The following is a 20,048-nucleotide window of genomic DNA, read 5'->3' on the forward strand; positions in this document are numbered from 1 at the left end:
AGTATTAAAGTTACCTCATTATCCAGCATTTATGGCTAATTAAACGCTGCGGTTGAAACTTGATTCAACGAATAATCAAAAATCCACTGAATAAAATCCCGCTTTATTTCAAAGAGAAAAAAGTCGAATTTTATATGTAAGAAAAAAAGAGGAATTTGACAGAAAAGATAGAAAATTTTAAAGGTCAGAATTTGTTAGCTTGCTAACTAATTTCTATTAATTAATGTTGGAAGCGTTTTCGGTTGGTTTTAAGTATGGACCATTTAATCTATTTACAGGGGGATGAAGATATTATGAAACAAAAATCTATGGATACGCTAGCTGCACAAATGGAGGACTTTTTTCCAGTACGTGATGTAGATCATTTGGAATTTTACGTAGGGAATGCAAAGCAATCGAGTTATTATCTTGCGAGAGCGTTCGGATTCAAAATTGTGGCTTACTCTGGATTAGAAACTGGAAACCGTGAAAAGGTATCTTATGTTCTTGTGCAAAAAAATATGCGTTTCGTTGTGTCTGGAGCTTTAAGTAGTGAAAATCGTATTGCAGAGTTTGTAAAGACTCATGGTGATGGCGTGAAGGATGTGGCACTACTTGTTGATGATGTTGATAAAGCATACTCAGAAGCAGTGAAACGTGGTGCCGTCGCAATTGCTCCACCACAGGAATTAACAGATGAGGACGGTACATTGAAAAAAGCAGTTATTGGTACGTATGGTGATACAATTCATACGCTTGTAGAGCGTAAAAATTATAAAGGGGCATTTATGCCAGGATTCCAAAAGGTAGAATTTAATATTCCATTTGAAGAGTCTGGTTTAATTGCTGTTGATCATGTAGTTGGTAATGTTGAAAAAATGGAAGAGTGGGTTAGTTATTACGAGAATGTTATGGGCTTTAAACAAATGATTCATTTTGATGATGACGATATTAGTACAGAGTATTCGGCGTTAATGTCGAAAGTTATGACGAATGGAAGTCGTATTAAGTTTCCTATTAACGAACCAGCAGACGGAAAGAGAAAATCACAAATTCAAGAGTATCTAGAATTCTATAATGGAGCTGGTGTACAACATCTTGCTTTATTAACAAGTGATATTGTTAAAACAGTTGAAGCGCTTCGTGCAAATGGGGTGGAGTTTTTAGATACACCTGATACTTATTACGATGAGCTAACTGCACGAGTTGGAAAAATCGATGAAGAAATTGATAAGTTAAAAGAATTAAAGATCTTAGTAGATCGTGATGATGAAGGTTACTTACTACAAATCTTTACGAAACCAATTGTAGATCGTCCGACTTTATTTATTGAAATCATTCAACGTAAAGGTTCTCGTGGATTTGGTGAAGGAAACTTTAAAGCGTTATTCGAATCAATTGAAAGAGAACAAGAGCGTCGCGGAAACTTATAAGATTTGTATCCACCAGCAAAAGTCCCTTTGCTGGTGGAAATTTCATTTTTATAAGGAGGAATCAGGATGAAATTTGTTACATTTCGTCTTCCTTCAAAAGAACTACGGGCTGGATGGCTTGAAGGTGACAAAGTAATAGATATGAATCTTGCTAGTGAAGGGAAAATCCCTTCTTCTATGATGGGATTTTTAGAGAAAGCGGATGAGTATGTAGAAGTAGTGCGGAATATTAAGAATCCAAATAAGGGTATATATGCTTTAGAAGAAGTACAATTGACAGCTGCTCTTCCTAATCCGAGTAGTATTCGAGATTTTTACGCATTTGAACAACATGTAAAAACAGCTCGCGGACGAAGAGGATTAGATGTTGTGCCTGAATGGTATGATATTCCGGTTTTTTATTTTACTAATCATCGTGCTGTAATTGGTTCCGGTGATTTTGTAATTGGTCCGAAAAAGTCTAAAAAGCTTGATTATGAGTTGGAGATTGCTTGCGTAATAGGAAGAGAAGGGCGAAATATCTCTCGAGAGCAAGCAGAGGAATATATTTTTGGTTATTGTATTATGAACGACTGGAGTGCGAGAGACTTACAAGCAACAGAAATGAAAGTAGGTCTCGGTCCAGCGAAAGGAAAAGACTTTGCAACTTCATTAGGAACACATCTCGTTACGAAAGAGGAATTAGACGTTTATCGTAATGGTGATCGATATAATTTAGAAATGACTGCTCATGTAAATGGAAAACTATTATCAAAAGGAAACTTCCAAGATATTTACTATACATTTGCTGAAATGATTGAACGTGCTTCAGAGGACGTTACGTTATATCCAGGAGATGTGATTGGTTCTGGGACAGTAGGAACAGGATGTATTTTAGAACTGGGTACAGAAGAGTGGCTACAAGATGGAGATGTTGTAGAACTGTCGATTACTGGTTTAGGTACACTACGTAATACGATCAAAAAAGAAAAGGAAGCGGGTGATGGGCATGTTTTATCGTCACATGGGAGAACTACCTCATAAACGACATGTACAATTTCGTAAAAAAGATGGGTCGCTTTATCGTGAACAGGTAATGGGAACAAAAGGTTTTTCTGGTACGCAGTCTATTTTGTATCATCATTATATGCCAACAGAAGTAGGTCATTCTGCATTATCGCATTCTTGTCAGTTGCAGTATGAAGAGGATGTTGCTCTTTCTCATCGCCACTTTCGAACGAAAGAAAGTAAAAAAAGTGGTGATGCAATAAGTGGACGGAATTTCATACTTGGAAATGAAGATTTGTTAATTGGAGTAGTGAGTCCAACAGAAAAAATGGATTATTTCTATCGTAATGGTGATGGCGATGAAATGTTATTTGTTCATTATGGAACAGGGAAAATTGAAACGATGTTTGGAACGATTCACTATAGAAAAGGCGACTATGTAACGATTCCAATTGGAACGATTTATCGTGTTATTCCAGATGAAGGAGAGACTAAGTTTCTTGTTGTAGAGGCAAATAGCCAAATTACAACGCCGCGTCGTTATCGAAATGAATACGGACAATTGTTAGAGCATAGTCCGTTTTGTGAAAGAGATCTTCGTGGTCCAGAAAAATTAGAGACATATGATGAAAAAGGCGAGTTTGTCGTAATGACAAAATCAAGAGGCTATATGCATAAACATGTTTTAGGACACCACCCGTTAGATGTTGTTGGATGGGATGGCTATTTATATCCGTGGGTATTTAATGTAGAGGATTTTGAACCAATTACAGGGCGCATTCATCAGCCACCGCCAGTACATCAAACATTTGAAGGACATAATTTTGTTATTTGCTCTTTCGTACCACGTTTATACGATTATCATCCAGAGTCAATTCCGGCACCATATTATCATAGTAATGTTAATAGTGATGAAGTTCTTTACTATGTAGAAGGAAACTTTATGAGTCGCAAAGGTGTGGAAGAAGGTTCTATTACACTTCATCCGAGCGGGATTCCTCATGGGCCGCATCCGGGGAAAACAGAGGCAAGTATAGGGAAGAAAGAGACGCTTGAATTAGCTGTTATGATAGACACATTCCGTCCGCTTCGTATTGTAAAACAAGCACATGAAACAGAAGATGAAAAGTATATGTATAGCTGGATTGAACAAGGTTCATATACTGTGAAATAAGTAAAAAAAGGCATGCTCTCAATAAGGGAGCATGCCTTTTTCACGGAATCGACATGTATAATAATACCAAAAAAATAATGGAAAGATATATAGAAAGAATAATAAGGATCGTGCATATTTAGAAGAATTTCTACTTGTTTCGACAAAAGTATTGACTAGGAAAAGCGTAATGAGTAAAATGAAAAAGCGAATTAAAAATTTTCAGAAAATTTAAAACTTGGAGGAGTGAAAGATGAAGCAAATTTTTCAAAAGAAGCCAATTGCAAAGTTAATGCAAGAAAGTAAGCAAAAAACGTTAGCAAGAACATTGGGCGCGCTAGATTTAACTATGCTTGGAATCGGAGCAATTGTTGGAACTGGTATTTTTGTTCTAACGGGTGTTGTGGCAGCGAAACATTCTGGGCCAGCTATTATATTATCATTTGCGATTGCCGCTCTAGCTTGTGCCTTTGCTGCATTTTGTTATGCTGAATTTGCTTCTTCAGTTCCTGTCTCGGGCAGTGTGTATACGTATACATACGCGACGATGGGGGAAGTATTCGCATTTTTAATTGGCTGGGACTTAATGCTGGAATATTTACTTGCTACATCTGCTGTAGCGAACGGTTGGTCTGCATATTTTCAATCTTTATTAAAGGGGTTTGGAATTCACATTCCGACTATTCTCTCCTCGGCTCCTGGTACAGGAAAGGGTGGAATAATTGATTTACCTGCAGTTCTAATTATTTTAGTGATGACAGTTCTTTTATCTAGGGGTGTTCGTGAAAGTGCACGAGTAAATAACATTATGGTATTTATTAAAATAGCAGTTGTTCTTATTTTTATTTTTGCTGGTTTTAATTATGTGAAACCTGAAAACTGGACGCCTTTTATGCCATTTGGTTTAGATGGTGTAATGGCTGGAGCGGCTACAGTATTCTTCGCATTCATAGGATTTGATGCAGTTTCAACAGCGGCAGAAGAAGTGAAACGTCCGCAACGTGATTTACCAATTGGTATTATTGCATCGTTATTAATTTGTACAGTTCTTTATATTGTTGTTTCGCTTATTTTGACAGGGATTGTTCCATACGGCCAGCTAAATATATCAGATCCAGTTGCTTTTGCACTTCAATTTATTGGACAAGATGGTTTAGCGGGGGTAATTTCAGTAGGAGCAATTACAGGAATTACAACAGTAATGCTAGTTATGATGTATGGGCAAGTTCGGGTTTCTTATGCGATGAGCCGAGATGGTTTACTGCCGAAGCGTCTTGCTAAAGTTCATCCGAAATTTAAAACGCCATTTTTAAATACATGGACAACGGGGATTATTGCGGCACTGATTTCAGGATTAATAGATTTAAATGTTTTAGCACATCTTGTAAATATGGGGACATTGTCAGCATTTGCACTCGTAGCTGTTGCGGTAATCGTAATGAGAAGAACTCATCCAGACTTACCAAGGGCATTTAAGGCTCCGCTTGTACCATTTTTACCAGCATTAACAGTGATTTTCTGTTTATACTTAATGCTTCAATTATCGGGGACAGCGTGGATTAGTTTTGGGATATGGATGGTTATTGGTATAGCGGTTTACTTCTTATATAGCCGGAAACATAGTGCTTTAAATAATAGTAAAAAAGAAGAAGATGTTGCAAATTTATAAGCGGAAAAATCCATTCTAACAGAATTAGAATGGATTTTTTTATTTGAAAATTTACATTTTTCTGAACTTATTATAAGATAATTGTTGGCTAACTAAAGGGGTGAAATGATGAAAAATACGTGGCGTGAGTTAAGGGAGATGGACCGTAACGTATGGATTCGATTTATTGGAGAGACGTTAAATGGAATTGCAATGATGATGTTAATGCCTTTTTTTGCATTATATTTAAAAGATAAGGTAGATTCGTTGTTGGAAGTTGGGGTTATTATGGCGCTTTCTCCAATTGCTGCAAGCTTTGGATCACTTATAGGAGGGAGAATTGCTGACATATATGGAAGAAAGCCTATTATGATATTTTCTATGGCAAGTAATGCATTATTAATGCTCGGTTTTCTATTTATAGAAGGATTTATTCCATATGCGATTTTATCTATTTTTTTAGGGTTGAGTAATTCTTTATTTCATCCAGCTGCATCAGCTATGGTCGCAGATGTAACGGCACCAGAAAAAAGAACAGAGGCATATGGTTTATTACGAATGGGACACAATATAGGTGCTGCCATTGGTCCGATAATGGGAGCATCAGTAGTTGTGTTGTCAAAGAACCTTGTGTTTATTATTGCCTCTTCTACAATGCTATTTTATGCGTTACTTGTATTACTTCTTATTCAAGAGACGATGCCAAAGAGGACAGATAAGGAAGAACATAAAGAAAAGGAATCTGGGGCAGTTTGGAAAATTGTAATGCAAGATAAGGCATTAATGATTTACTTATTAGCAGGTATTATCATTTCGATGGGGTTTTCTCAAACCGAAGGCATGTTGCCACTACATTTTGATAATGAAATGAAGCGTATTTTTGGAACGAATAATCCATATCCATATTTAATGGCGTTAAACGGACTATTAGTTGTTTTATTCCAGTTTCAAATTTCAAAATGGGCTACGGATAAACCAGTCGGGAAGACGATGTTATACGGTGCATGTTTATTCGGGATTGGATTATTTTTTATAGGGTGGTTACCGAAATGGTTTGGAGAATTTAATACAAATGCTACAATTATTTTAATAACACTACTGTTCGTTTATGCTATATATACGTTAGGTGAGATGATTATGTCGCCTGTACAGATGACATTTGTAGCAAATTTGGCCCCTGAGCATTTGAGAGGGACTTACATGGGAGCTGCAAGTTTGCAGTGGATTACAGGAAGCGCATTTGGTCCACTTTTGGGAGGTTTTTTATTAGATCGATTACTTGGTCACTTTCTATTTACAATTTTAGCTGTAGGATGTGTAGTTGCAGGTATTGTATATGTTTCTTTAGATCGCCTTGTGGAGCAAAGGCAAAAAGACACACTAACCAAACAATCTTCTTAGTGAATAGGTGACATACACAAAAAAGGGGATTTCTACATATTTTAGGTACATAACTAGATTAGATTGCCATTTTATTTTGTGTACCTATATAGAAAATGAAATGAAAAACCAATAAGTGATGTTATTTAATTATTTATGGAAGTTACATTTTATTTCAAATAGGAACTACCTATTTTTATAAAAAGTGCTAAAATAGAAAAATGAAAACAATTGGTTAGGGTGATTTCATTGACGAAAATTAAATTAGGTTTATTATATGGTGGAAAATCAGCTGAGCATCAAGTTTCGCTACAGACGGCTCTTGCTGCTATTAAAGCGTTAAATCAAGATAAATTCGAGATTCATCCAATTTATATTACAGAACAAGGTCAATGGGTACGCGGTGAGCGTATTGAAGGCGAAGTAACAGATGTTGAAGCTTTAAAAATGAGCGGTGCAGAAAATGCGATTTCTCCGTTATCATTAAGTACAGAAATTATCCCATCTGCAGCTTCTGAGGAGAACGCTATTGACGTTATTTTCCCATTACTACATGGACCAAATGGTGAAGATGGAACGGTTCAAGGACTATTAGAATTAATGAATATCCCTTATGTAGGAAATGGTGTTCTAGCATCATCTGCTGGTATGGATAAAGTTGTTATGAAAAACATCTTTGCAGAGGCTGGTTTAAAACAAGCAAAATATGCATCCTTCATTCGTAGTGCATGGGAAAAAAATCGTGAGGAAGCTTATTCTAAAGTAGAAGATAAGTTAGGATATCCTTGCTTCGTAAAACCAGCGAACCTTGGTTCAAGTGTTGGTATTAATAAGTGTAAAAATCGTGAAGAACTTGAGGATGCATTTGTAGAGGCATTCCAATTTGATCGCAAAATTATTGTAGAAGAAAATATTGTAGGTCGTGAAGTAGAAGTTGGGGTACTAGGTAATGATGAGCCGAAATGTTCAGTTGTAGGTGAAATCGTTCCGAAAAAGGACTTCTATGATTATAAGTCGAAATATATCGATGGTGATACGGCGCTAATTATTCCAGCTGAAATGACAGAAGAAGAATCTAATGTAATTAAGCGTGATGCGATTATTGCATTCCAATCATTAGACGGTGCAGGTTTAACGCGAGCTGATTTCTTCTTAACGAAAGATGGAGAAGTGTATATTAACGAAGTAAACACAATGCCAGGATTTACACCGTTCAGTATGTTCCCTCTATTATGGCAACATACTGGGTTACCGTATCCAGAATTAATCGAAGAGCTAATTCGTTTAGCAATTGAACGTCACGAAGAAAAACAAAAAATTAAATATACAATCTAACAAAAAAGGAGGAAGCACTATTCATAGGAATAGTGCTTCCTCTATGTAAGGAGCGTTTCTATATGATAAAGCGAATGTTAAAGCAAGTGGAACAGATGGTAAATGGTACTGGATTAGCAGAGCAATATGAGGGAATTACTATTCAAGGCGTGTCTATTGATACAAGAAAAATTGAAAAAGGAAACTTATATGTTCCGATTCAAGGGGAGCGCTTTGATGGACATGCTTTTGTAGATAAAGCTGTTGAAAATGGAGCTGTGGCTACATTATGGATGAAAGATGTAGCGAATCCACCTGAGAATCTTCCGGTTATTTTTGTGGAAGACACGCTATCGGCATTGCAAATGTTAGCGAAAAACTATCGCGATCAATTGGATGTTAAAGTTGTAGGTGTAACGGGTAGTAACGGTAAGACATCTACGAAAGATATTGTAACAAGTCTTCTTGCGACTAAATTCAAAGTGCAAAAAACAGAAGGGAACTTCAATAACCATATCGGATTACCTCTTACCATTTTAAACTTAGAAGAAAATACAGAAGTAGCAGTATTAGAGATGGGTATGTCAAGCCGAGGCGAAATTGAATTCTTATCTAAGTTAGCTCGTCCTAATGCAGCTATCATTACGAATATTGGTGAGGCACATTTAATGGATTTAGGATCTCGTGAGGCAATTGCTGAAGCGAAATTAGAAATTGTTACAGGGTTACAAGAAGGTGGCGTGTTCGTATATAACGGAGATGAGCCTTTATTAACGAATCGTGTTCCTGAAATGAATTTAGCAGCAGAAACGGTTACGTTTGGTGATGCAAGAGCAAACGATTATTATCCAACGACTGTAACATTACAAGCAACTGGGACACATTTCAAAATGAATAGAGATGAAAATATTTCATTCTACTTACCGGTGTTAGGAAAACATAATGTGTATAATACACTTGCTTCAATGGCAATTGCGAAACATTTTGGTGTAACGTGGGAAGAGATGAAAGAAGGTTTAGTAACACTTCAAATGACGGGCATGCGTATGGAAATTGTGAAAACAAATAGTGGTTTAACAATTATCAACGATGCTTATAATGCAAGTCCGACGGCTATGGAAGCAGCGTTCCATTTAATGAATGGTTTAGATGGTTTTGCTAAAAAAATCGTTGTGCTTGGTGATATGTTAGAACTTGGAGATCAAGAAGTGCAGTTCCATTATGAGGTAGGAAAATTAATCGATCCAGCAAAAATCTCGCATGTATTCACATACGGTAGATTAGGGGCTCAAATTGCTGAAGGAGCGAAAATTAATTTCCCTAATGAACGTGTAAAGGCGTATGATAATAAAGAAGAGTTAGTAAAAGATTTACAAGCAGTAGTCGATGTGAAAGATGTTGTATTAATAAAAGCATCTCGCGGTATGAAGTTAGAAGAAGTAATTACGATGTTGAAATAATTGGTGTATATAAATAGGGATGATAGTTACGAAAATAGAAGAAACTTATAATAAGCGCTTACAGTAAATATAAAAAAATAAAAGTGAAGAAAAAAACTCTGAATATGAAAATAAGGTAACAGTTGGGTTTGCTTTTTACACATACAAAACTTATAATTGATAAAGTGTAATAACGTTTAGAAGTATTTTCGCGAAGAATATACGCCCGTTTATATACGTGAGCATTCAGGAAAAGGGCTTTTCCGCAAATTCGGAAAACGCCTTTTTTTAAATGATAAGTATAGGATAGAAAAGGAGAAGTAACATTGACAACATTTCGAGAATTAGGATTAAGTGAATCTTTACTGCAATCTGTTGAAAGTATGGGCTTTGAAGAGGCTACGCCGATTCAAGCTGAAACAATTCCACATGCATTGCAAGGTAAAGATATTATTGGGCAAGCGCAAACAGGTACAGGGAAAACAGCAGCATTCGGATTACCACTATTAGATAAAGTGGATACAAATAAAGAAGCAGTTCAAGGTATTGTTATCGCACCAACGCGTGAATTAGCAATTCAAGTTGGAGAAGAGCTATACAAAATTGGTAAACATAAACGCGTTCGTATTTTACCAATCTATGGTGGTCAAGATATTAACCGCCAAATTCGTGCTCTAAAAAAACACCCACACATTATTGTTGGTACGCCGGGTCGTATTTTAGATCATATTAACCGTAAAACACTTCGCTTACAAAATGTAGAGACTGTTGTTCTTGACGAAGCGGATGAAATGTTAAACATGGGCTTCATTGAAGATATTGAAGCAATTTTAACAGATGTGCCAGAAACACATCAAACATTACTATTCTCAGCGACAATGCCAGATCCAATCCGTCGTATTGCTGAGCGTTTCATGACTGAGCCTCAACACATTAAAGTAAAAGCAAAAGAAGTAACAATGCCAAACATTCAGCAGTTCTATTTAGAAGTGCAAGAAAAGAAAAAGTTTGACGTGTTAACACGCTTGCTAGATATTCAATCTCCAGAGCTTGCAATCGTATTCGGTCGTACAAAACGTCGTGTTGATGAATTATCAGAAGCGTTAAACTTACGTGGTTATGCAGCAGAAGGTATTCACGGTGACTTAACACAAGCGAAACGTATGTCTGTATTACGTAAATTTAAAGAAGGTGCTATTGAAGTTCTTGTTGCAACAGATGTTGCTGCACGTGGTCTTGATATTTCAGGTGTAACACACGTATATAACTTCGATATCCCACAAGATCCAGAATCATACGTTCACCGTATCGGTCGTACTGGCCGTGCAGGTAAAAAAGGTATTGCAATGTTATTTGTAACACCACGTGAATCAGGGCAATTAAAAAATATCGAGCGCACAACAAAACGTAAAGTTGATCGTATGGAAGCACCGACACTTGACGAAGCATTAGAAGGTCAACAACGTTTAATCGCTGAAAAACTTCAAAGCACAATTCAAAATGAAAATTTATCATACTACAAGCGTATTGCAGAAGAAATGTTAGAAGAGAACGACTCTGTAACAGTAGTAGCTGCTGCTTTAAAAATGATGACAAAAGAGCCGGATACAACTCCAATCGCTTTAACATCAGAACCACCAGTTGTTGCAAGAGGTGGCGGTTCTAAAAAACGCGGCGGTAACGGAGGCGGATACCGTGATGGTAACCGTAATCGTAGTCGTGATGGACGCGGCGGTGGCGATGGACGTAATCGTGACCGTAACCGTGATGGAAACCGTGATCGCAATCGTGATGGAAACCGCGATCGTAATCGTGATGGTGGTAGTCGTGGTCGTAGAGGTGAAGGCCAAGGTCGCCCTGGTTCTTCAAATGGACGCGGCGAAAGAAAACATCATAGCCGTCCACAAGCTTAATAAAAAAAAGAGAATGCCCTTTGCGGGCATTCTCTTTTTTTATTTCTATAATTGTGCATACTACATAATAGTTATGATAGAAAAGGGGCTGTTATATGCTTGTAAGGCTTGGTTACGTTGCGATGAGTGTACATTTGAAGAATGCATCTCCATCTCAAACGATGACGTATGCACAGTTTCAGAAATTAGATGATCGTGCTGCTGCAATTCGTAAACTTGAAAGAATTGCTAATTCCAATTTAGAAAATTGTTTACGTTTATTAAAGCATAATAAAGGGCATGACATATCTTTCTTTCGGCTCAGTTCAAAGCTCATTCCTTTAGCGAATCATGAGGAATTGCTAGAGTGGAACTATATTCGTCCTTTAAAAGAAAATTTAAAAAAACTAGGTGAATATGCAGTTCATATGAATATGAGAATTGATTTCCATCCAGATCATTTTGTTGTACTAAATTCACCTGAGGAGAGTGTTTTTAAACAATCTGTAAAAACATTGCAGATGCACAAAAAATTATTAAAAGGCATGGGGATTGAACATAAGCAACGATGTATACTGCATGTTGGAGGAGGATATAAAGATAAAGAACTTGCATTAGAGCGCTTTATAGAGAATTGGTCGAATGTCCCAAGGAGTATTCAAGAAATGATTATATTAGAAAATGATGATACAACCTTTACGTTAGAGGAAACATTATATTTAGGAGAAAAATTAGATATTCCCGTCGTATTTGACTTGCATCACCATATGATGAATAATGAGCAAGAAGATTGGTATGAAGATTGGGCACGTGTCGTTCATACGTGGGAAACGTCTTTGTTGCCGGTTAAAATGCATATCTCTAGCCCTAGAGAGGGGAAAGATCCAAGAGCCCATGCAGATTATATTAATGTAGACGCATTTTTATCTTTTTTAAGAAGGATAAAGGGAAGTGTTCCGCAAATTGATTGTATGATTGAGGCGAAGATGAAGGATGAGTCTTTATTTCAATTAATGAGAGATTTAAGTGAACAAGTAGATGTAGAAATTATCGATGGTGCAAGCTTTTATATTAAATAAGCTTTGCACCATCGTTTTTTTTGGTTAAAAAAGGGGTTAAAATGCCACCGGTTATTAAACCTGTTAAATGACTGATCGGATTGGCAGAAGGGTTAAAGAAAGTAAATAGCAGTAATAGAAGAATCATAATTGAGAAAATGGCAATTTCTTTTGGTTTTGAAGAGCGGTATCGATTGTACAATAAAAATAACTGTGCACCTAATAGTCCGAAAATACCACCTGATGCACCTGCGTGAATATATTCAAGCGGCATAATAATATAAGAAGAAATATTTCCGGAAATTCCAGAGAGAAAAAATAGAATAAAAAAAGAAAAGTGTCCGAGTTGCTTTTCGATAGAGGAACCAAGAGCAAACAAAAAAATACTATTAGAAAGAAAATGTTGTAAGTCTACGTGTACGAGAAGAGAAGTTATGACACGCCACCATTCTCCTTTAGCGATATATTCATTAGAGGCTGCCAGTGGTAAGAGAAAAAAGTCGCCTAATATCATCATGACTAAATGAATAAGAAGTAAGGTAAGAATAGTCGGTTGTAAAGAAATATGAGTGGATCTTATTAGCATACGGTTACTTTCACCCCTTTTGCATCAGAAAGATTCTCTGTTATTCTTATAAATATGAAAGAAGAAAGTTAAATAGAAGAAGGGGATTTCGAAATGATTATAGGGATTGGTATCGATATTATTGAATTAAATCGTATTGAAAAAATGCTAGATGGAAAGCTTAAATTTATGGAACGTATTTTAACGGAAAATGAACGTAATGTTGCTATGGAGCTGAAAGGAAGTCGCCTTACAGAGTTTGTAGCTGGAAGGTTTGCAGCGAAAGAGGCGTATTCAAAAGCTGTAGGTACTGGTATCGGAAAAGAAGTGAGTTTTTTAGATATTGAAGTGAAAAATGATGAAAGAGGTAAGCCAATTCTGATTACAAGTACAGAGTATATTGTTCATTTATCAATTAGTCATAGTAAGGAATTTGCTGTTGCTCAAGTTGTTTTAGAAAGCTCGTCACGCTAGTCTGCATATTTTATATCTTTGTCTCATATATTTGAGGTAGCGATAAGGAAGGTACATCTTCCATTCATTTATAGGGGCAAAGGGGCTGAATTGATGAAAAGGCGTCTGTTTTTAGTTCTTGTCGGTTTGTTGACCGTTTTTGTGTTGGCGGGTTGTATGGAAAAGAAGCAAGATGATGTCGTGAGAGATTTAGAATCAAAAGTAAAAGGGATGAAAAGTTATCAAGCTGAGGCAAAATTATCTATTAAAACAGGCAATGAGCCTCAAGAGTATAACGTAGAGATTTGGCATAAGGAACCGTCTTTTTATCGTGTGAATTTAAAAAATGCAAAAAAAGATCAGAGCCAAATTATTTTGAGAAATGAAGAAGGTGTATTTGTATTAACGCCAGCACTTAATAAGAGCTTCCGTTTTCAAAGTGATTGGCCGCAAAATAGTAGCCAGGCTTATTTATATGAATCACTTGTAAGAGATATTTTGCAGGACAAGAAAAACCTTACTTTTGAGAAAACAGATAAGTATTATATTTTTAAAACAAAAACAAACTATCAACATCAAAATATGTTGCCGAGACAAGAGATTACATTGAATAAGAGCGACTTGACTCCAGTTTCAGTGAAGTTAATGGATAATGATCAAAATGTTCTTGTGAAAGTAGATTTCTCTAAAGTGAAATTCGATGCGAAATTTGATAAAGGTGCATTTGATACGAAACAAAATATGTCTAGAGCACAGGTAGATGTTCAAACAACAGCGAAAGAAGACAAACCGTTTGCTATTTTGTATCCACTTGATACACCACAAGGTATGACTCTGCAAGATGAAAAAGAGTTGAAGACAGACAGTGGCAAGCGTGCGATACTCACATACACTGGAAATAAGAAATCCTTTACTTTAATACAAGAAAAGGCAAAAGTTGCAGAGGCATCATCAGCGGTAAGTGTAAGTGGAGAACCAGTTGATCTTGGGTTTACGATTGGTGCATTAACGAAAGACTCTGTAACGTGGTCGCATAACGGAGTAGAATATATGCTCGTGTCTAAAGGTTTAGAGCAGAAGGAGCTGTTAATGGTTGCTCGTTCGGTTACAGCGAAGCAGGTGAAGTAAACTTCTTAGACGTGGTGATATATGTGCACCACGTCTTTTCTTAGTTTGAAGGTGGATTTCATAAAAGAAGCATATAAAAGAATAAGCTTCGCATATCGTGTATAAGGAAGTGTATTTATGGAAGAAGCACCATTTTACCGTGACACTTGGGTGGAAGTGGATTTAGATGCCATTTATAACAACGTTACACATATTAAAGAGTTCATCCCAAGTAATGTAGAGATTTTTGCTGTAGTTAAAGCAAACGCATATGGGCACGATTATGTACCAGTGGCTAAAACGGCATTAGAAGCAGGTGCAACGAGGTTAGCTGTTGCTTTTTTAGATGAAGCTTTAGTGCTTCGGAGGGCTGGTATTACTGAGCCGATTTTAGTGTTAGGTCCCTCGCCGCCGCGTGATGTAAATGTAGCTGCTGAAAATGATGTAGCGCTAACTGTTTTTCAAAAAGAATGGGTGGACGAAGCAATTAAACTTTGGGATGGTTCATCTGTAATGAAATTCCATATTAACTTTGATAGTGGTATGGGGAGAATTGGAATACGTGAAAGAAAAGAGCTAAAAGAATTTTTAAAGAGTTTAGAGGGTGCACCGTTTTTAGAGTTAGAAGGAGTATACACGCATTTTGCAACGGCAGATGAGGTTGAGACTTCGTATTTTGATAAGCAATATAACACGTTCTTAGAGCAGTTAAGTTGGTTGAAAGAATTCGGAGTGGATCCTAAGTTTGTTCATACAGCTAATAGTGCTGCGACGTTACGTTTTCAAGGGATTACATTTAATGCAGTGCGAATTGGGATTGCAATGTATGGATTATCTCCTTCTGTAGAAATACGTCCTTTTTTACCATTTGAATTAGAACCAGCGCTATCACTTCATACGAAAGTCGCTCATATTAAACAGGTAATTAAAGGTGATGGAATTAGTTATAACGTCACCTACCGAACGAAAACGGAAGAATGGATTGCGACTGTAGCGATTGGCTATGCAGATGGGTGGCTTAGAAGGTTGCAAGGATTTGAAGTGCTTATAAATGGTAAAAGGGTACCGATTGTAGGGCGAGTAACAATGGATCAGTTCATGATTCATCTTCCTTGTGAAGTGCCACTTGGTACGAAAGTTACGCTTATTGGAAGGCAAGGAGATGAGTATATTAGCGCTACAGAGGTTGCGGAATACTCAGGGACTATTAATTATGAAATTATTGCAACGATCAGTTTCCGTGTGCCAAGAATATTTATACGGAATGGTAAGATTGTAGAGATAATTAATTACTTGAACAATATATAGAAGGTAGTATGATTGCTTCTTGTCATTGGAGTGACTGTTCATTGCTGGATAATAAGCTCTTTTTGATGAGAAGCTTTTTACTTATAATCATTTTTTATATAAGTTGCACGTAAGTTTTGAAGAGGAGTTCTATTGTTTTTAGTTAGTTATGAGATAAAAAATTTAAGAAGATGAATGTTTTGTTTGTGAATTGGAAAACATAAGCAAGGAATAAGGAAGTCTTTGCAACAGGCTCCATACAATGGTATTATTACAATAGGTGTCATATATATATTTGGGTGTGTAGTTGACGGTGGAGGTGTATTTTTGTGTCCGAATCAAGTGTAACTACTGAAATCGTGGTTCGGTTGCCAAAGCAAATGGTAACGGAATTGGACGGAATTGGAAAACAAGAGAATAAGAATCGCCATGAACTAATTTGCCAGGCAACACAATTGTTATTGCGTCAACATAAGACGAAGAAACGCTACCAACATGAATCAATGCGACGTGGGTACATTGAAATGGGAAAAATTAATCTTGGTATTGCATCTGAAGCTTTCTTAGCAGAGTATGAAGCAGCTCATACAGTAGAACGCTTAGTTAGCGGGGGGTAATATTTTGATTGTAAAACGCGGCGACGTGTATTTTGCAGACCTTTCCCCAGTTGTTGGTTCTGAGCAAGGAGGCGTTCGTCCGGTTCTTGTCATTCAAAATGACATCGGAAATCGTTTTAGTCCAACGGTGATTGTAGCGGCTATTACTGCACAGATTCAAAAAGCAAAATTACCCACTCATGTGGAAATTGATGCGAAAAAGTATGGTTTTGAGAGAGATTCTGTTATTTTACTTGAGCAGATTCGAACAATCGATAAGCAACGCTTAACGGACAAAATCACTCATTTGGATGAAGTGATGATGAGTCGTGTAGATGAAGCGTTACAAATTAGTTTAGGACTAATAGATTTTTAAATCGGCAGTTTAAGTTGCTCTCTTTGAAGGGCAACTTTTTTTATTATAGAGGAGGTTACGGTTGTATATGGAAATGGTAGATAATCGACAAGCGTTAATGAAAATGTTAGTGAAAGAATTAGGCTTTACCGAAAAGCAAGTTCGTCATGTTATTCAATTAACAGAAGAAGGTAACACAGTTCCATTTATTGCTCGTTACCGAAAAGAATGGACAGGCTCTTTAGATGAGGTGCAAATTCGTACGATTTTAGAGAGATGGCAATATATGATGCAACTTGAAGATAGGAAGGAAGAAGTTCTTCGTCTTATTGATGAGAAGGGGAAACTGACAGAAGAGCTACGACAGCAAATTGTTAAAGCTACAAAGTTGCAAGAAGTAGAAGATCTATATCGTCCATATAAAGAGAAAAGAAGAACGAAAGCGACAATCGCTAAAGAAAAAGGATTAGAACCATTAGCTGAATGGTTATTGTTATATAAGAAAGAAGATCCGGCTAAAAAGGCAGTGGAATTTATTAATGTAGAGAAAGAAGTGCAATCTGCAGAAGAAGCTTTACAAGGTGCACAAGACATTATTGCAGAAATGGTTTCAGATGAAGCTGCGTATCGTAGTTGGATTCGAAATGTTACTTTTAGAAAAGGTGTTATGTCTTCGTCCGTGAAAGATGAAGAAAAAGATGAAAAGAATATATATGAAATGTATTACAGTTATGAAGAACCATTGCAAAAAGTAGTACCACATCGTGTATTAGCAATGAATCGTGGCGAGAAAGAAGATATATTGAGAGTTGCTGTTGTTCCGCCAGTAGATGAGATAGTAACTTTCTTAAATAAGAAAGTAATTCGTGATAACGATTCGAAAAGTGCACATTATGTACAATTAGCGATTGAAGATGGTTATAAACGATTAATTCAATCTTCAATCGAAAGAGAAATTCGTAAAGAATTAACAGAAACAGCTGAAGAACAAGCGATACATATTTTCTCTGAGAACTTACGTAACTTATTATTACAACCTCCGATGAAAGGGAAAGTCGTGCTAGCGGTAGATCCGGCATATAGAACTGGTTGTAAATTGTCTGTAGTAGATGATACGGGGAAAGTACTACATATCGATGTTATTTATCCGCATCCACCTGTTCGTAAATATGATGATGCAAAAACGAAAGTTCTTTCTATTATAGATAAATATCAAGTTGAAATGATTGCAATTGGTAATGGGACAGCATCTAGAGAAACAGAAGAGTTTATAGTAGATGTATTACAAAGTGTGAACCGAGATGTCTTTTATATTATTGTAAATGAAGCGGGTGCTAGTGTATATTCAGCTTCTGATTTAGCCCGTGAGGAATTCCCAAATTTACAAGTTGAAGAGAGAAGTGCCGTTTCTATTGGAAGACGTCTGCAAGATCCACTTGCTGAACTTGTGAAAATTGATCCTAAATCAGTTGGGGTTGGACAATACCAACATGATGTATCTCAAAAGAGACTGAATGAGTCATTAACATTTGTAGTAGAAACAGCTGTTAACCAAGTTGGGGTTAATGTAAATACGGCTTCGGTTGCATTGTTACAATATGTTTCAGGTTTATCGAAAACTGTTGCGAAAAATATTGTGGCAAAGAGAGAAGAAGATGGGAAATTCACGAAGCGCACGGAATTAAAGAAAATCCCGCGTTTAGGTGCAAAGACGTATGAACAATGTATAGGTTTCTTACGTATACTAGAAGGAGCGAATCCATTAGATCGAACAGGTATTCATCCAGAGCAATATAAAAATGTTGAATTGTTATTGAAGAGTCTAGGGTTATCGATAGATGACGTAGGACAACCGCAATTACAAAAGAGATTGGAAGAAGTAGAGATTTCTAAGTTATCTCAAGAAACAGGAGTTGGGGAGCCGACGTTAGTTGATATTATAGATGCGCTTATTAGTCCAGAAAGAGATATGAGGGATGAGTTGCCTAAACCACTTCTGAAAAAAGGGATTTTGAAATTAGAAGATTTAAAACGTGGTATGGAACTAGAAGGAACAGTTCGTAACGTTGTTGATTTTGGTGCTTTTGTTGATGTTGGCGTAAAGCAAGATGGTTTAGTACATATTTCTAAACTTAGCAAACAGTTTGTAAAGCATCCGTTAGATGTTGTATCAGTAGGGCAAATTGTAAAAGTATGGGTAGATGATATTGATACAAAAAAAGGACGCGTTGCACTATCTATGTTGCCGATTGAATAGTAAGAGAAGAGAGCAGATGAAACTGCTCTTTTTTTATGGAATAAAAAGTGTAATGGATTATGAGCTTTGATGTATTTTGCTATAATAAAACCAGCATTCATTTAATAATTTAATTTGATACCGGTTTTTTTCGAAATATGCACGTTGCATTTGTTTTTTTAGCCACGTAGGCATAGGAATCCCTCCTTGTTTAATCCTGCTCTCAAAAATCTAAAATGCTATTGATGAGAGGTTGGTGAGTGGATTTCTATTCATGTTTTGTTTTTAGAAACCACGCTTCTTACATGAGGATGGGTATATGTACTATTTAATATATGTATAAGAAGGGAGAAAAGTGTAAAAATATTTTTTTGTTTAGGAGGAATGAGAGTGGATGAGCAAGAAATTCAGCGACTAGTGGAAGAAGTGTCACTACAATACTTTGAGATGCCGTTCTTACATAAAGCAGTGTTTAATAATAGATTACGTACAACTGGTGGGCGTTATTTATTGAAGAGTCATAATATCGAACTGAATTATCGATATTACGAAGTGTATGGTGAAGAAGAGTTAGTCGGGATTATTAAACATGAGCTTTGTCATTATCACTTACATATTGCAGGAAGAGGGTATAAGCACAGGGACAGGGATTTTCGTGAGTTGTTAAAGAAAGTTGATGCACCACGTTTTTGTAAACAAATGATTAATGAAGAGAAGCAAAAAAAGATTTATAAGTATGAATGTATGGAGTGTTCACTTCAATATGTAAGAAGGCGTCAAATAAATACAAAAAGATATGTCTGTGGAAAGTGTAAAGGGAAACTCAAACCGATATCGAAAACATCTTGACAGTAAAAACGCAATCCAGTATATTATAAACATGTCACGTTTGAACAAGATGTTGTTAAAAACTTCTTGACTTACAGAGAGAATTTTTATAAGATACAAATTGTCTTCATTATTCCGCAGTAGCTCAGTGGTAGAGCTATCGGCTGTTAACCGATCGGTCGTAGGTTCGAGTCCTACCTGCGGAGCCATACAGAGAAGTACCCAAGTGGCTCAAGGGGCTCCCCTGCTAAGGGAGTAGATCGCTAACGCGGTGCGAGGGTTCGAATCCCTTCTTCTCTGCCATACATATTGGCCCGTTGGTCAAGTGGTTAAGACAC

The 20,048-nt window shown here is 36.6% G+C and carries 18 protein-coding genes and 3 tRNA genes (1 of these 21 only partly in view); 19 read left to right on the forward strand and 2 right to left on the reverse strand.

Going from position 1 to position 20,048, the window contains the following annotated elements; genetic code table 11:
* Window positions 1-293 precede the first annotated feature (293 nt).
* From hppD to uvsE, 9 genes are all read left to right on the forward strand, one after another.
* Window positions 294-1,412 (forward strand): 4-hydroxyphenylpyruvate dioxygenase, encoded by a 1,119-nt coding sequence (gene hppD, locus MHB52_RS01375; RefSeq protein WP_000810922.1) that lies wholly within the window; start codon window positions 294-296, stop codon window positions 1,410-1,412.
* Window positions 1,413-1,478: 66 nt separating this feature from the next.
* A complete protein-coding gene (locus MHB52_RS01380; RefSeq protein WP_016119011.1) occupies window positions 1,479-2,435 on the forward strand; it encodes a fumarylacetoacetate hydrolase family protein in 957 nt (318 codons plus the stop codon).
* Entirely contained in the window at window positions 2,401-3,573 is a 1,173-nt protein-coding gene (locus tag MHB52_RS01385; RefSeq protein ID WP_013141710.1) for a homogentisate 1,2-dioxygenase, read from the forward strand. The genes MHB52_RS01380 and MHB52_RS01385 overlap by 35 nt, the downstream gene beginning before the upstream one ends.
* Before the next feature lie 232 nt (window positions 3,574-3,805).
* Entirely contained in the window at window positions 3,806-5,221 is a 1,416-nt protein-coding gene (locus MHB52_RS01390; protein ID WP_000809361.1) for an amino acid permease, read from the forward strand.
* Between the two features lie 108 nt (window positions 5,222-5,329).
* The gene (locus MHB52_RS01395) at window positions 5,330-6,601 is read left to right on the forward strand and encodes an MDR family MFS transporter (protein ID WP_000799719.1); all 1,272 of its coding nucleotides are present in this window, start codon (window positions 5,330-5,332) and stop codon (window positions 6,599-6,601) included.
* A 228-nt stretch (window positions 6,602-6,829) separates the two neighbouring features.
* Window positions 6,830-7,915, forward strand: coding sequence for a D-alanine--D-alanine ligase (locus MHB52_RS01400; RefSeq protein WP_000161427.1), 1,086 nt, complete (start codon window positions 6,830-6,832; stop codon window positions 7,913-7,915).
* 62 nt (window positions 7,916-7,977) lie between these two features.
* Complete coding sequence (gene murF, locus MHB52_RS01405; protein WP_000595961.1) at window positions 7,978-9,354, forward strand: UDP-N-acetylmuramoyl-tripeptide--D-alanyl-D-alanine ligase; 1,377 nt, start codon at window positions 7,978-7,980, stop codon at window positions 9,352-9,354.
* 305 nt (window positions 9,355-9,659) lie between these two features.
* Window positions 9,660-11,246, forward strand: coding sequence for a DEAD/DEAH box helicase (locus MHB52_RS01410; protein ID WP_000206600.1), 1,587 nt, complete (start codon window positions 9,660-9,662; stop codon window positions 11,244-11,246).
* Between the two features lie 95 nt (window positions 11,247-11,341).
* On the forward strand, window positions 11,342-12,304 hold the full coding sequence (gene uvsE, locus MHB52_RS01415) for a UV DNA damage repair endonuclease UvsE (RefSeq protein WP_061664843.1): 963 nt from the start codon (window positions 11,342-11,344) through the stop codon (window positions 12,302-12,304).
* On the opposite strand, the gene MHB52_RS01420 is transcribed toward uvsE, so the two are convergent.
* The gene (locus MHB52_RS01420; protein WP_000908523.1) at window positions 12,297-12,869 is read right to left on the reverse strand and encodes a rhomboid family intramembrane serine protease; all 573 of its coding nucleotides are present in this window, start codon (window positions 12,867-12,869) and stop codon (window positions 12,297-12,299) included. The two genes, uvsE and MHB52_RS01420, sit on opposite strands and share 8 nt — an antisense overlap.
* Window positions 12,870-12,962: 93 nt before the next feature.
* On the opposite strand from MHB52_RS01420, the gene acpS reads away from it, so the two are divergent.
* From acpS to MHB52_RS01450, 6 genes are all read left to right on the forward strand, one after another.
* Entirely contained in the window at window positions 12,963-13,322 is a 360-nt protein-coding gene (acpS, locus tag MHB52_RS01425) for a holo-ACP synthase (protein WP_000583417.1), read from the forward strand.
* A gap of 156 nt (window positions 13,323-13,478) precedes the next feature.
* A complete protein-coding gene (locus MHB52_RS01430; protein ID WP_001998927.1) occupies window positions 13,479-14,429 on the forward strand; it encodes a LolA family protein in 951 nt (316 codons plus the stop codon).
* Window positions 14,430-14,546: 117 nt separating this feature from the next.
* Window positions 14,547-15,716 carry an alanine racemase gene (gene alr / locus MHB52_RS01435; protein ID WP_000390614.1) on the forward strand — a complete coding sequence of 390 codons (1,170 nt, stop codon included), beginning with the start codon at window positions 14,547-14,549 and terminating at the stop codon, window positions 15,714-15,716.
* 308 nt (window positions 15,717-16,024) lie between these two features.
* Window positions 16,025-16,312, forward strand: a complete 288-nt coding sequence (locus MHB52_RS01440) for an antitoxin EndoAI (protein WP_000004570.1) — start codon at window positions 16,025-16,027, stop codon at window positions 16,310-16,312.
* Between the two features lie 4 nt (window positions 16,313-16,316).
* Window positions 16,317-16,667: a type II toxin-antitoxin system endoribonuclease NdoA gene (gene ndoA, locus MHB52_RS01445; protein ID WP_000635965.1), complete on the forward strand. Its 351-nt coding sequence runs from the start codon at window positions 16,317-16,319 to the stop codon at window positions 16,665-16,667.
* 67 nt (window positions 16,668-16,734) lie between these two features.
* Complete coding sequence (locus tag MHB52_RS01450) at window positions 16,735-18,903, forward strand: Tex family protein (protein ID WP_000426236.1); 2,169 nt, start codon at window positions 16,735-16,737, stop codon at window positions 18,901-18,903.
* A 57-nt stretch (window positions 18,904-18,960) separates the two neighbouring features.
* Here the strand turns inward: MHB52_RS01450 and cmpA are convergent, their stop codons facing one another.
* The gene (gene cmpA, locus MHB52_RS01455) at window positions 18,961-19,077 is read right to left on the reverse strand and encodes a cortex morphogenetic protein CmpA (RefSeq protein WP_001143642.1); all 117 of its coding nucleotides are present in this window, start codon (window positions 19,075-19,077) and stop codon (window positions 18,961-18,963) included.
* Between the two features lie 195 nt (window positions 19,078-19,272).
* Between cmpA and MHB52_RS01460 the strand changes: the two genes are divergently transcribed.
* From MHB52_RS01460 to MHB52_RS01475, 4 genes are all read left to right on the forward strand, one after another.
* Window positions 19,273-19,731, forward strand: a complete 459-nt coding sequence (locus MHB52_RS01460) for a SprT family protein (RefSeq protein ID WP_016119014.1) — start codon at window positions 19,273-19,275, stop codon at window positions 19,729-19,731.
* A 113-nt stretch (window positions 19,732-19,844) separates the two neighbouring features.
* Window positions 19,845-19,919, forward strand: a tRNA-Asn gene (locus MHB52_RS01465).
* Between the two features lie 3 nt (window positions 19,920-19,922).
* Window positions 19,923-20,013 (forward strand) — tRNA-Ser (locus tag MHB52_RS01470).
* Window positions 20,014-20,021: 8 nt separating this feature from the next.
* A tRNA-Glu gene (locus tag MHB52_RS01475) sits at window positions 20,022-20,048 on the forward strand (it continues 48 nt past the right edge of the window).

Origin of the sequence: Bacillus sp. FSL K6-0073, from assembly GCF_038006085.1 — a bacterium.
GTDB classification, from domain to species: domain Bacteria; phylum Bacillota; class Bacilli; order Bacillales; family Bacillaceae_G; genus Bacillus_A; species Bacillus_A cereus.